Here is a 13,326-nt window from a genome sequence, read left to right as displayed (position 1 = left end):
CCCTCCCACATTTAGATTGCATTTCAGGTCAGACCGGTTGCAGCTTCTGTTCGAATACCGAGACCCCATCCAGGTCGCGCAAAATCACGGTCAACTCCGCTGTCTGCCCGTCAATCTGCACTTCGCCAAAAAACTGAAACCCGGCAAACGGCGAGGTGTTCTGCGCGAGCGGAGCCTTCTCGAACACCACCTCAGGGCCAAAGGTTTTATCCAGTGGATTGGGGCCAAAGCTGCCCGCATTCAGAGGCCCGGCGACAAACTCCCAGAACGGCTCGAAATCCTGGAACGCCGCCCGATCCGGGTGGTAGTGATGGGCCGCGCAGTAATGCACATCCGCCGTCAGCCACACATGATTGCGCACTTTCTGCGCGCGCAGAAAGCCGAGTAATTCGGCGATTTCCAGCTCGCGGCCCTGCGCCGGGCCTGGGTCATTGTTGGCAATGGCTTCCCAGCGCGGTACGCCGGGGCTGACTTCGCCGTCGGGCACGCCGAGACCGATGGGCATGTCGGCGGCGATCACCTTCCACTGGGCCTGGGAGGCCTTGAGTTCGCGCTTGAGCCAGTCCAACTGCTCGCGGCCGAGGAAGGGTTTTTCACCGCCCAGGTTGTCATCGTTGGGGCCGCGATAGCTGCGCATGTCGAGCACGAATACATCCAGCAGCGGGCCATAACTGAGCTTGCGATAAATCCGCCCGCCGCCGTCCGCGCTTTGCCGGCGCATGGGTGAATACTCCAGCCAGGCCTGGCGTGCACGACCCACCAAGGTGTTGATGTCCTTGGTCTGGTAGCGCTCGTCGAGTTGCTTGCCGGGCGACCAGTTATTCACCACTTCATGGTCATCCCACTGCCAGATCTGCGGCACTTCGGCATTGAAGCGACGCACGTTTTCATCCAGCAGGTTGTAGCGGTAGTTGCCGCGATATTCGTCGAGGGTTTCGGCGACTTTGCTCTTGGCTTCGGTGGTGATATTGCGCCAGATGCGCCCGCCTTCGGTGGGCAATTGCGCAGGCACCGGGCCGTCGGCGTAGATGGTGTCGCCGCTGTGGATAAAGAAGTCCGGCAGGCGCAGGCGCATGGCTTCGTAGATGCGCATGCCACCGATGTCCGGGTTGATGCCAAAGCCTTGGCCGACGGTGTCGCCGCTCCACACAAAACGGATGTCGCGGCGCTGTTGCGGCACGCTGCGCAGGTGGCCGAACCACGGCTCGCTGGCGACGCCGGTCTGGGCGTCTTCAAAGTGCACGCGGTAGAAAATCGCCTGGTCGGCGGGCAGTCCGGTGAGTTCGACGCGGGCGGTAAAGTCGGTGCGGTTATCGGCCAGGGGCGAGACGAATTTGCGCGGGTTGCTGAACACGCTGCGGGTGTCCCACTCCACCACCATGCGCGCCGGGCGGTCGCTGCGGCTCCAGATCATCGCGCGATCACTGAGCAGGTCGCCGGACTGCACGCCGTCGGTGAGTTGCGGCCGGTCCTTGACCGACGCGATCACCGCCGGGGCCAGGCCCGGTAGTAACAGGCCGGCGCCGACGGCTTGCATCACACGGCGACGGCCGAGATCGAAGTGGCTCATGCAGGTGCCCTCTTGAGTATCAAAAGGGCCACTAAAGCATGCGCTTATGACACCGGTGCGACAGCCAGCTCCACCGCTTCCGGACGCTTGATCAGCGCATACACCAAACCGGTCAGCAGGCTACCGGCAACGATTGCCAGCAGGTACAGCAGCGCGTGGTTCATCGCATTCGGGATCACCAGCACAAACAGGCCGCCGTGGGGCGCTGCCAGTTTGCAGCCGAAGTACATCGATAGCGCCCCGGTCAACGCGCCACCGGCGATGCTGGCCGGGATCACTCGCAACGGGTCCTTGGCGGCAAACGGGATCGCGCCTTCGGAGATAAAGCACATGCCCAGGATCATCGCGGCCTTGCCGGCCTCGCGTTCGGTCTGGGCGAACTTGCGTCGCGCCAGGAACGTGGCGATGCCCATGCCGATTGGCGGCACCATGCCGGCCGCCATGGTCGCAGCCATCGGTGCGCCGCTCTGTGCCGCCAGCAAGCCGACGGAAAACGCATACGCCGCCTTGTTGATCGGCCCGCCCAGGTCGACACACATCATGCCGCCCAACAGGATGCCCAGCAGCACCGCATTGGTGGTGCCCATGGTCGCGAGAAAATCGGTCAGGCCCGTGAGCATGCGCGCCACCGGTGGCCCCACCAGGTAGATCATCGCCAGGCCCGTGAACAGGCTCGCCAGCAACGGGATGATCAGGATCGGCTTGAGTGCTTCCAGGCTCTGCGGCAACTTCACCGCACGGGTGATCAGCTTGACGCAATAACCGGCGAGAAACCCGGCGAAAATCCCGCCGATAAAACCGGCTCCCAAAGTGCCCGCCAACAGGCCACCGATCATGCCGGGGGCAATGCCCGGGCGGTCGGCAATCGAGTAAGCGATGTAACCCGCCAGCAGCGGCACCATCAGCATAAAGGCGCGGTCGCCGACGGTTTTCAGCGCCGCCGCCAACGTGCCTTCCTGCTCAAACGCATGGATGCCGAACACGAACGACAAGGCGATCAGCAAACCGCCCGCCACCACCATCGGCAACATGAACGACACACCGGTCAGCAGGTGTTTGTAGACGCCGGTTTTTTCTTTCTTGGCCACGGCACCGCTGCCCGCGCTTTCCACCGCGCCTTCGGCCAGGGCCTTGTTAAGGGTCGCCTCGGATTGCTTGAGCGCAATACCGGTGCCGCAACGGTAGATCTTCTTGCCGGCGAAACGCTCGGTGGCCACTTCGATGTCGGCCGCCAGCAGTACCACATCGGCGTTGGCGATGGCCTCGGGGCTCAACGGCGTACGCGCACCGACCGAGCCCTGGGTCTCGACCTGCAGGTCATAGCCCAGGCGCTTGGCGGTCTGTTGCAAGGCCTCAGCGGCCATGAAGGTATGGGCCACGCCGGTGGGGCAGGCCGTGACGGCCACGATACGCGGCGCATTTTGAGCTGCCTGTGCCGTCGCAATGTAGACCTCGGCCTCCTGCGCGCCCCGGCGCAACACCGCCTCGACGTCCGCCAGCGCCTGGGCCGGTGTGCTCTGGAACACCCGCTTGCCGACAAACCGCTGCATATCCACCGCCGTGCTGCTGACCAGCAACACCCATTCGGCGTCGTCGATGGTGGCCTGGGACAACTGGCGCTCCGGGCGCTGTACATCCACCACCTCGACGCTGGTGCTCCAGCCCTGGCGTTGCGCGGCAGCGTCCAACAAGCGGGCGCACAGCACACTGGTGACCATACCGTTGGGGCAGGCGGTAACAATGGCTAACTTCATGACAAACCCTCTTATTGTTCTGTCAGCGGGCGTACAGCGACGCCGCTTTCAAGACGCGCCAGCTGCGCAGCGTCGCGGATGCCGAAACCGATCTGTGTCACCGCCATGGCGGCAATTGCCGTGGCGCGACGCAGGGTGTGTTCAGGCGCTTCAGACTCAAGCAAACCGTGAAGCATCCCGGCCAGCAGCGAGTCGCCGGCGCCTACCGTACTGGCCACCGTCACCTTGGGCGGCGTGGCATGCAGGGTGGTGGCCCGGCTGTACCAGCTCACGCCCGCGGCACCGTCAGAGACGACCACATGCTCAACACCCTGCTGATGCAGTTGGCTGATGACGTTGGTGGCATCGCCCAGGGCCTCGGCGAGCTCTTCGGTATTGGGTTTGATCAACCACGGGGCTGCCTTGAGACCGGCACGCAACGCCTCGCCGCTGGTGTCCAGGGCGACTTTCAAGCCCAGACGCTTCAGGTGTTCCAATAACCCCTGAAACCACTGCGGGCTGACGCCACACGGCAAGCTGCCGGCGACGACCACCGCATCATGGCCCGGCGCAATGCACGTCAATTGGTCGAGCAACGCTTGCTGCGCCTGCTCACTGACCAACGGCCCTGGCGCATTGATATCGGTGACCCGGCCGTCCTGCTCGGCAATCTTGATATTGCTGCGGGTTTCGCCGGGCACGCGGATAAACGCGTCGGCAAAACCACGTTGTGCAATCAGCGCCTCGAAGGCTTGGGGATTGTCCTCGCCGAGAAAACCGCCCACGGTCACTTGATGGCCCAGGTCGGCCAGGACTTGCGCCACATTCACGCCCTTGCCGGCGGCATGGGTGAGCAGGGTTTCGCTGCGGTTGACTTCACCCGGTTCCAGGTGCGCCAGGCGTACCGTCAGGTCCAACGCCGGGTTCAGCGTCAGGGTTAGAATCCTTGCCATCTACACGGCCTCCACAAGGGCACGCACCTCGGCGGGCGAACCCACCGCCAGTGCTTTTTGCGCCAGGCCCTGGGCCTCGCTCAGACTGAATTCACGCACCCGCGCCTTCACTTCGGGAATGCTGCGGGCCGACACGCTCAACTCATCCACACCCAGGCCGACCAGCACCGGCACCGCCAGCGGGTCCGCCGCCAGTTCGCCGCACACCCCGACCCATTTGCCATGGGCATGGGCCGCACGCACGGTGATGTCGATCAGTTGCAGCACCGCCGGGTGCAGGCCATCGGCCTGGGCCGACAAGGTCGGGTGGCCACGGTCGATGGCGAGGGTGTACTGGGTCAGGTCGTTGGTGCCAACACTGAAGAAGTCCACTTCCTTGGCCAGCACCGGCGCCAACAGCGCGGCGGACGGCACTTCGATCATGATCCCCAGTTGCAGGTCAGCCACCGGGATTTCCAGGCGCAGGCGTTCGGTCATGTCGCGGGCGGCACGCCACTCATCCACGCTGCCGACCATGGGGAACATGATGCGCAGCGGGCGGTTATCCGCCGAGCGCAGCAGTGCGCGCAATTGCGCTTCCATGATCTGCGGGCGCTGCAGGGTCAGGCGAATACCGCGTACGCCGAGGAAGGGGTTTTCTTCCTCGGCAATCGGCCAATACGGCAGCGGTTTGTCGCCGCCCACATCGAGGGTGCGCACCACCAGCGGGCGGCCACCGAGGCCGTCGAGCACACGGCGGTACTCGGCTTCCTGGGTGGCTTCATCCGGGGCCTGGGGGTGGGCCATGAAAATCAGTTCGGTGCGCAGCAAACCAATGCCTTCGGCGCCCTGCTCCACGGCGCTGGCCACACCGGCGCTTTCGCCGATATTGGCGAACACTTCCACGGCGTGACCATCACGGGTCAGCGCCGGTTCGTGGCGCTGGGCCGAGGCGGCCTGCAAGCGTTGCTCACGGGTATCGCGCTCGACGGTGGCACGTTGCAGGGTGGCCGCGTCGGGGTCTACATGCAGGCGACCGCGCTGGCCATCCAGCAACAACGGCGTGCCGGCGGCCAGCAGCAACACCGCCGGGCCGGCACCGACCAACGCGGGAATACCGAGGGCCCGCGCGACAATGGCGCTGTGGGCGGTTGCGCCGCCGCGGGCGGTGAGGATGCCGGCGACGCGGGCCGGGTCCAGGCGCGCGACGTCGGAAGGGCCGACTTCGTCCATCACCAGGATGTAGGCTTCGCTCGGTTCCTGGGCGGTTTCAACGCCGCACAATTGCGCCAGCACCCGGCGACCGATGTCGCGCAGGTCGGCGGCGCGCTCGGCAAGCAAGGCATCCTGCAACGATTCCTGCTGCCTGGCGGCGGCTTCGATCACGCTCATCCACGCCGCTTGTGCGCTTTCACCTTGCTTGAGACGGGTGTCGACTTCATCGGTGAGTTCCGGGTCGTCGAGCATTTCCTGGTGGGTGATGAAAATCTCGCGGATGGCTTTGGCCTGGCTGCGTTCGATCAGGCCCTGGATATCCCGGCGCACATCGGCCAGGGCATCTTGCAGGCGCTGGCGCTCAATGGCCGAGGACTCGCCGCGCAAGGGGTAATCGAACACCTGTTGAATCTGGATATGTGCAGGACCAATGGCAATGCCCGGCGCCGCAGCGATGGCCTGGAGCTGGCTGCCGGCCTGTGGCGCGCTGATCACTGGCGCAATATCAAGGGCTTCGGGCTGTGCGCTCACGGTCGGCAGTGGCTCGACCTCTTCGCCCAGGCCCTCTTCGACGGCGGCCAGCAGCGCGGGCAACGCATCGCCGGCAATCGTCGGTTCAGCAACAAACTCCAGCACCTGGCCACGCCGGGCGCCAAGGCTCAGCAGCTTGCTCAGGCTCTTCACCGACACGGCGCCTACCGGGCCATCAACGATGCGCACGCGGATGTCGCCTTCAAAACTTTTGGCCAACTGCGCGAGGATCTTTGCCGGCCGCGCATGCAGGCCGTGGGCGTTGGCCAGGGTGATGCGGGCGCTGGGCCAGTCAGGTGGCAGCTCGCCGCCGAGCACTTCGAGCACCGCTCGACTGCTGGTGGCGCGGCCCAATTCCTGGCCGCGACCTTCAATCAACAAGGCGCACAAGCGTTCAAGCAAGGCCTGATGGGCTTCACCCAGGCTGGCCAGGCAGAACAGACCGTTTAGGGGCTGGCCGAGATAGCGCATGGGCTTATCAGGCGTAACAAACGCCAGGCCCGGGCGCTTGACCGTCTGCTCGCTGTGCAGCCACCACAGGCCATCACCCAGGGGCAACGCATCGACCTGTTGCAGCACGGCGGCAAACCCATTGCTGACGCAATCGGCCTGGCGCAGCAGGCGTGCGCCTCTCCAGACAAGCTCTTCGAAGTCATCGGCAGACACGCCCAGGCTGATCATCTGCGCGTCCAGCGCCAGCTCCTGGGGTGCGCCCTGCAGCAGTTTCAGCAAGGCTTCAGCCGTGCCCGCGCGGCGCAGCGCCTGGCCCAGGTCGGTTTCACCGAGGGCGCGGGTGAGCAGTTGCAGCAGGCGCAGGTGTTCGTCGGATTTGGCGGCAATACCAATGGCCAGGTACACAATCTGCCCATCGCCCCAGTCCACGCCTTCGGGGAACTGCAACAGGCGCACACCGGTGGAAAACACCTGGTCGCGGGTTTCGGGGGTGCCATGGGGGATGGCAATACCTTGGCCAAGAAAGGTCGAGCCTTGGGCTTCACGGGCTTGCAAGCCGCTGAGATACCCCTCGGCGACCAGGCCATCAGCCACCAGTTTGTCAGCGAGCAGGTGCAGGGCAGCAGATTTATCCACAGCCACCTGGCCCATGGAAATCTGCTCTACAGTGAGCTCAAGCATGCCGTTCTCCTAGTTAGTGCGATGGACGCACTAGGTATTGTTTTGAATAAAACAGTGTAATGGTGTTCCGGACTAGCTGACTGAGTAGTCAATTGGCAGTAGGCACTCAGTGGATAACGTCGTAAAAATACGCTTGATGAAACGTTTAATCTAGAATTTATGGCAGGTTACGCGTTAATTGCGCATCCTTGAAGGACCACTCGGCACTTGAGCTGGGACATTGGTCGTGTGCAGGAATCGGTTACGATTGGACAAAATGTCGGGGCGAGCTCCAAAAAACAAGGAAATCCCGGTTTGAAACTCAGTGATATCGCACGTCTGGCCGGTGTGTCCGTGACCACCGCCAGCTATGTCATCAATGGCAAAGCCGCACAGCAACGCATCAGCAGCGCGACCGTCGAGCGCGTGCGTGCCGTGGTCGAAGCCCATGGCTTTACACCCAACCCCCAGGCCGCCGGGCTGCGCAGCCGGCATACCCGTACCCTGGGGTTCATCCTCCCGGATCTGGAAAACCCCAGTTACGCACGCATCGCCAAGCTGCTGGAGCAAGGTGCGCGGGCACGCGGCTATCAGTTGCTGATCGCCAGCTCAGACGATGAAGCCGACAGCGAGCGCCAACTGCTGCAACTGTTCCGCGCCCGCCGTTGCGACGCGCTGTTCGTCGCCAGTTGCCTGCCGGCCAGCGATGACAGTTACCGCGAGCTGCAAGCCAAGGGTTTGCCGGTGATTGCCATCGACCGGGTGATGGGGGCGGACCAGTTCTGCTCGGTGGTCAGCGACGACCGCCAGGCCTGCCAGCAATTGACCAGCAGCTTGCTGCAACCGCTGCCCAAGCAAATCGTGCTGATTGGCGCGCGGCCCGAGCTGAGCATCAGCCAGGAGCGTGCGGCCGGTTTCCGTGAAGCGCTTGACGGTTTCACCGGCGAGGTCATCGTCGAACACGGTGAAGCCTTCAGCCGCGACTGTGGCCGACAGCTGATGGAGCAACTTCTGCATCAACTGGGGCACTTGCCTGACGCATTGGTGACCACGTCCTACGTGCTGCTGCAAGGTGTGTTCGACGCATTGCATGACTTCCCGCTCAAGTCACGCCCGCTGCGCCTGGGCACGTTTGGTGACACCCAGTTGCTGGACTTCCTGCCGCTGCCGGTCAACGCCATGGCCCAGCAACATCAGCTGATTGCCGACACCGCCCTGCGCCTGGCCCTGGCCGCCATTGAAGAAGAACAGTACCAACCGGGCGTGCACGCCATCGGCCGGACCTTCAAGCAGCGTATCCACGAGGCCTGAGCGTGGAGCTGATCGACACCCACACCCACCTGGACTTCCCGGACTTCGACAGCGATCGCCGGGAAGTCCTCGCTCACAGTCGTGAGTTGGGCGTGCGGCGCATGGTGGTGCTGGGGGTGTATCAGCAGAATTGGCAGCGGCTGTGGGATCTGGTGCAGGCGGATGCCGGTTTGTTCGCGGCCTTTGGCCTGCATCCGGTGTACCTCGATGAGCACAAGCCCGACGACCTGACGGAGTTGGGCGACTGGTTAACCCGCCTCCACGGCCATCGACAGCTCTGCGCGGTAGGTGAGATCGGCCTGGATTACTTTCTTGAACAGCTGGATCGCGAAGGCCAGCAAGGCCTGTTCGAAGCCCAACTCAAGCTGGCAGTGGACTTCCAACTGCCTGCGCTGCTCCACGTACGCCGCAGCCACGCGGCCGTGATCGCCACGCTCAAGCGCATCCGCCTGCCACGGGGCGGCATCATCCACGCGTTTGCCGGCAGCCGGGAAGAAGCCCACGAATACATCAAGCTCGGGTTCAAGCTCGGCCTGGGCGGCGCAGCCACATGGCCCCAGGCCCTGCGCATGCATAAGGTGCTGGCACAGCTGCCGCTGAACGCGGTGGTACTGGAAACCGACGCCCCCGACATGGCGCCGGCCATGTACCCGGGCCAGCGCAACAGCCCGGAGCACCTCCCGGCGATCTGCACCGCCCTGGCCGAGCGCATGGGCACCAGCCCCCTAGCGCTGGCCGAGGCGAGCACACGCAATGCGTGCGAGCTGTTCAATTGGTAGTACCGGGGTCACCGCTTGCAGGTTCAAGGTCATGCGCTGCCGATGGCGGACATAGCGCAGCACCAGGAAGTGCACCAGCAGCACCACCAATGACACGTTGAGCTGCCCGACCACACTGATCAGGCCAATCCACTCCGTCACCAGCGCCACGATCAGCACCACGCAGGTCAGCACAGCCATGCTCGGGCGTACCAGCGCCCAGTGGTCCAGCGCCTTGAAATGTCGCAACTGCCGGGGGCAGTTCAATTCCAGGACGCGCTGGCAATACGGGCAATCAAAGGGTTCTTCAATGGCGATGGCATTCAACTGCCAAGGCTTGAGTTCGAACGTGATGTCGCAATGGGCGCAGTGCCCCTTGATGCCGACTGCAATGCTCATCGTCGTGCCTCTCTTGGACCTGATTGAGTGACACAAATTTTCACTCATTCACCCGCGCATAAAAGGCACTTCAGGAAATCAGGACAGGCACTACACCAACCCAAGACCAATCCTACGCCATCGACTTACACACGAAAGGCCCCGATCAGTTGCTTCAACTCGATCACCTGTATCGACAGCTGCCGGCTCGCCGCTTCAGTCTGATGCGCGCCTTGGGCAGCATGCTCGCCGGCACGATTGATTTCGACGATATTCTGGTCGATGTCATGGGCAACGGCGGTCTGCTGCTCCACCGCTGCGGCGATCTGCTGATTCTGATCGACGATCATGCCCACGGCACCGAGGATATTTTCCAAGGCTTGCTGGACCTTGTCCGACTGTTCCACGGTGCCGCTGGCCATTTCATGGCTGGTGCCCATGGCCTTCACGGCTGCGGCTACGCCGCTGTGCAGGCGGCTGATCATTTGCTCGATTTCTTCGGTGGAATGCTGGGTCCGCCGGGCCAGGGTTCGCACCTCGTCGGCCACCACGGCAAAGCCGCGTCCCTGCTCACCGGCCCGTGCGGCCTCGATGGCCGCATTGAGTGCCAGCAGGTTGGTCTGCTCGGCGATGCTCTTGATCACCTCCAGGACGCTGCTGATGGACTGGCTGTCGGTGGCCAATTGGTTGATCACCCTTACCGACTGGTCGATCTCCGAGGCCAACCGCGCAATGCTGCCCTGCTGGGATTGCACCAGGCCACGGCCATTGACGGTTTCATCGTTGACGCTGTGGGCACTGCTGACTGCCGCCGCGGCACTGCGCGCCACTTCCTGGGCGGTGGAGGACATTTGGTTCATGGCCGTCGCCACCTGCTCAATCTGCATGCGCTGGCCAGAGACCGCCTGATTGCTCCGGGCCGAGACCGTTTCCACTTGGCCGGCCTGCAACTCGACCTGGCTGACGGTATGCCCGACGCGCTCGATCAAGTCATGGATTTTCGCCACGGTGCCGTTGAACACTTGGCCCAGGTCGCCCAACTCATCGCGGCTTCGGGCAACAAAGGTAACGGTCATGTCGCCGGCGGCCACCTTGTCCATCATCGCCCCCAGGCGCCGCAACGTATTGCGCGTAGACGCGTAGAACCCTGCATACAGGTAGAAGATCAGCAAAAACACCGCCGTCAGCGCCGAGACCAGCACCACCATGTGCGTACGGTTCTGCGCCAGGCGCTGCTCCAGCTGCTGCCCGAGGAACGTCAGGGTGGCGTCATCGAGCTGATAGGTGTGCTCCATCAATTGGCTGACGCTGTCATAGAAACCCTGCCAGGGCGCGTCAAGGGTTTCGGCCATCACCACCTGTTCTTCGAACAACTCGCTGCCGTGCTTGAGGCTGGCGTTGCTGGTCTTGGCCAGGCTGTCGAGCGCCGCATGCGCGGCGTTGCTGGAGCCCAGGACGTCCTGCAATTTCAAGGCGTATTCGCCCTGGAGCTTTTCCAACTGTTGCAGCAGTTCGTCGAAGCGGGTACTGGAAGATGAGTTGAGAAAACCCTGGCCCAGGGAGTAGGCCCCCATCGCCCGGCCTTCTCCCAGGGTCTGGGTGACCTGCGGGGTGACGCTGGTGATCAGCTCGCTGAGTTGGCGCAAGTCACTCTGGGGATCGCGGCTCAAGCCGGACTGACTGGCAACGATCTGGCTGAGCATCTGGGCCTTGTTGAGCAACTTGCCGATCAACGCACTTTTGCTCTGCAGCGAGCTTTCCTGTTGCTGGGCCTGGAAGGCCGTGATCAGTTCGTCACGCTTACCTTCAAAGGCGGCGATTTGCTCAGGTTCGGCAGCCATCGGGGTGAGGCCTTGCAGACGGGCGAGCACGCTCTGCTCCAGGGCGCTGATCTTGCCCTCAAGGTCAGCGGCCTTGCCGGACTGGCCAAGTATTGCGTTGATCTGCACCTGGTTATTGAGGGTTTCCAGGTCACGGCGCAGGACCAGGCTGCTGCCGAGCAAATCCAGGCTTTGCAGCTCGACACGGGTGCCCTGGAATTCGCGCCAGGAATCACGCACCAGGTAATAGTTGGTAGCCAGCATCGGCAGCAGGAACAGCACGCTGATCAGGCTGAACTTCATGCCGAAGCTAAGACGGTTCATCAGCGCGACGGCGGGATAGAGCAAGCTCTTCACAGGTGATCTCCCTTTTTTTGTTTTATTTTTATTCAGGCGCAGGGCGGCGGCAGAAAGCCACTATTTGGCGCTCTGTCTGTATAGCTCAATTTGAAAGGGAGTTTTGTAACGTAAAGTTAACGGACGAAGATTGCAGCGGGCTGCTACGCAGCCCGGCGCGGGCGGTGCGACGATTCGACAAGCCCGCTTATCACAGGAGTCAGGGCAACACGGTCCAAATGGCGAAACCGGCATACCACAGCACCGCGGCACGCAGCAGCAGTTCCCACAGGCGATCCAGGCTGTTGATGCCGTCGGCACCCACGGCCGGAGGCGGGATTTCAGCGGCGACCAGGCCAACTTTTTCCACCAGTTGCGCCGCGCTGATGTCCCAGCTCAACAACTCGTGAAGCATGACACGGCTGACCGCGACGAAGTTGCCCACCAGGGCAAAACTGGCCGCCAGCAGGCGCACCGGCAGCCAGTCGAACGCGTGACGCAATTGCCCGGCGCGCTCGGCCACCAGAGGGTTGTGGCTATGCTCACTGGCGAGCGCCAGCAGCCGATAGGCCAACGCAGCGACCGGTCCTAACAGGAAGTACCAGAAAATCACGGCGAAAAAACTCTGGTAGGCCTGCCACAACAGATGGCCCTGGACGCGCTCCAGCAGTTGCTCTCCGCTGTCGGCGCCCAGCTTCAGGTCGCGCTCGGCCACATGTTCGGCCGCCTGCAGGTCACCACGGCGCCAGGCATCGCGAAATGGCCCCAGCCCAGCCAATAGATCGCCACGGCCCAGGCTGTAGATCACCACCAGCAAGTGCACCGGCAGCGCCAACAAACCATAGGCCACCGGTTCCAGCACCAGCAACAACAACGCCAGCAACGCCACCGGCAGCAACACCAGCAGGACCAGAATCAGCCACGGCTGCTTGCCCATGCGCGGGCTCGACTCCAACTTGGCCAATTCGCGCAACCAGCCGCCATCACGCTGCAACCGCTGGCGCAGGGCCGAGAACTTCTCGATCCACACGGCCAGCACCAACACCAGAAAACTCATCGTGCGTGTCCTCCATCCTGCAGGGCGCTGCGAAAGCGCACCCAATCAAAAGCGGGGCCGGGATCGGTCTTGCGCCCCGGAGCGATATCGCTATGACCGCAGATACGCTGCGGCGTAATACCTGGATAGGCTGCCAGCAACTGCCGTGTCAGATCGATCAGCGACACATACTGGGGGTTGGTGAACGGCAAATCATCCGTACCTTCAAGCTCTATGCCCAGGGAAAAGTCATTGCACGTCTCACGCCCTTCGAAACACGAGACCCCGGCATGCCAGGCCCGGTCTATGCAGGACACAAACTGCGTCACTGTGCCATCGCGCTCAATCAGAAAATGCGCAGACACCCGTAGGTCGGCAATCCCTTCAAAGTAGGGATGTTCCGTGACGTCCAGGCGATTCTGGAAAAACTCCTGCACTTTGCCGGTAGCGAACTGCGCGGGTGGCAGGCTGATGTTATGCACCACCAACAGTGAGATTTCGCCTGCCGGGCGCTCGTTGAAGTTGGGTGAAGGGCAATGGCGAATGCCCTGGCACCAGCCGCTGGCGGGGTCCAACTGCATACAGGATCCTTG

10 protein-coding genes are annotated in these 13,326 nt (G+C 63.0%); 2 read left to right on the top strand and 8 right to left on the bottom strand.

Annotated elements, in window-relative coordinates; all coding sequences use genetic code 11:
* Nucleotides 1-28: 28 nt before the first annotated feature.
* From J3D60_RS25705 to ptsP, 4 genes are read right to left on the bottom strand one after another with little or no spacing between them, the layout of a single operon-like run.
* Nucleotides 29-1,570 carry an alkaline phosphatase gene (locus J3D60_RS25705; protein ID WP_253493279.1) on the bottom strand — a complete coding sequence of 514 codons (1,542 nt, stop codon included), beginning with the start codon at nt 1,568-1,570 and terminating at the stop codon, nt 29-31.
* 44 nt (nt 1,571-1,614) lie between these two features.
* Entirely contained in the window at nt 1,615-3,324 is a 1,710-nt protein-coding gene (locus J3D60_RS25700; protein ID WP_253493278.1) for a PTS fructose-like transporter subunit IIB, read from the bottom strand.
* Nucleotides 3,325-3,335: 11 nt separating this feature from the next.
* Nucleotides 3,336-4,256: a 1-phosphofructokinase gene (pfkB, locus tag J3D60_RS25695; protein ID WP_253493277.1), complete on the bottom strand. Its 921-nt coding sequence runs from the start codon at nt 4,254-4,256 to the stop codon at nt 3,336-3,338.
* Nucleotides 4,257-7,115, bottom strand: a complete 2,859-nt coding sequence (gene ptsP / locus J3D60_RS25690) for a phosphoenolpyruvate--protein phosphotransferase (RefSeq protein ID WP_253493276.1) — start codon at nt 7,113-7,115, stop codon at nt 4,257-4,259.
* Nucleotides 7,116-7,409: 294 nt separating this feature from the next.
* Here ptsP and cra point away from each other — a divergent pair, with 294 nt between their 5' ends.
* Nucleotides 7,410-8,405 carry a catabolite repressor/activator gene (cra, locus tag J3D60_RS25685; protein ID WP_065938491.1) on the top strand — a complete coding sequence of 332 codons (996 nt, stop codon included), beginning with the start codon at nt 7,410-7,412 and terminating at the stop codon, nt 8,403-8,405.
* 2 nt (nt 8,406-8,407) lie between these two features.
* The gene (locus tag J3D60_RS25680; protein ID WP_253493275.1) at nt 8,408-9,184 is read left to right on the top strand and encodes a TatD family hydrolase; all 777 of its coding nucleotides are present in this window, start codon (nt 8,408-8,410) and stop codon (nt 9,182-9,184) included.
* On the opposite strand, the gene J3D60_RS25675 is transcribed toward J3D60_RS25680, so the two are convergent.
* The 4 genes from J3D60_RS25675 to ampD form a co-directional block, all read right to left on the bottom strand.
* Complete coding sequence (locus J3D60_RS25675) at nt 9,131-9,562, bottom strand: hypothetical protein (RefSeq protein WP_065938489.1); 432 nt, start codon at nt 9,560-9,562, stop codon at nt 9,131-9,133. The genes J3D60_RS25680 and J3D60_RS25675 overlap by 54 nt on opposite strands.
* A 125-nt stretch (nt 9,563-9,687) precedes the next feature.
* Nucleotides 9,688-11,718 (bottom strand): methyl-accepting chemotaxis protein, encoded by a 2,031-nt coding sequence (locus tag J3D60_RS25670; protein ID WP_253493274.1) that lies wholly within the window; start codon nt 11,716-11,718, stop codon nt 9,688-9,690.
* A 199-nt stretch (nt 11,719-11,917) separates the two neighbouring features.
* Nucleotides 11,918-12,754: a regulatory signaling modulator protein AmpE gene (gene ampE, locus J3D60_RS25665; RefSeq protein ID WP_092488999.1), complete on the bottom strand. Its 837-nt coding sequence runs from the start codon at nt 12,752-12,754 to the stop codon at nt 11,918-11,920.
* A complete protein-coding gene (gene ampD / locus J3D60_RS25660) occupies nt 12,751-13,314 on the bottom strand; it encodes a 1,6-anhydro-N-acetylmuramyl-L-alanine amidase AmpD (protein WP_092358802.1) in 564 nt (187 codons plus the stop codon). The genes ampE and ampD overlap by 4 nt, the downstream gene beginning before the upstream one ends.
* Nucleotides 13,315-13,326: the final 12 nt, after the last annotated feature.

The sequence above is a fragment of the Pseudomonas sp. S3E17 genome (genome assembly GCF_024168685.1).
In the GTDB taxonomy this organism is placed as follows: domain Bacteria; phylum Pseudomonadota; class Gammaproteobacteria; order Pseudomonadales; family Pseudomonadaceae; genus Aquipseudomonas; species Aquipseudomonas marginalis.
This window is presented reverse-complemented; position numbering and strand designations above follow the sequence as displayed.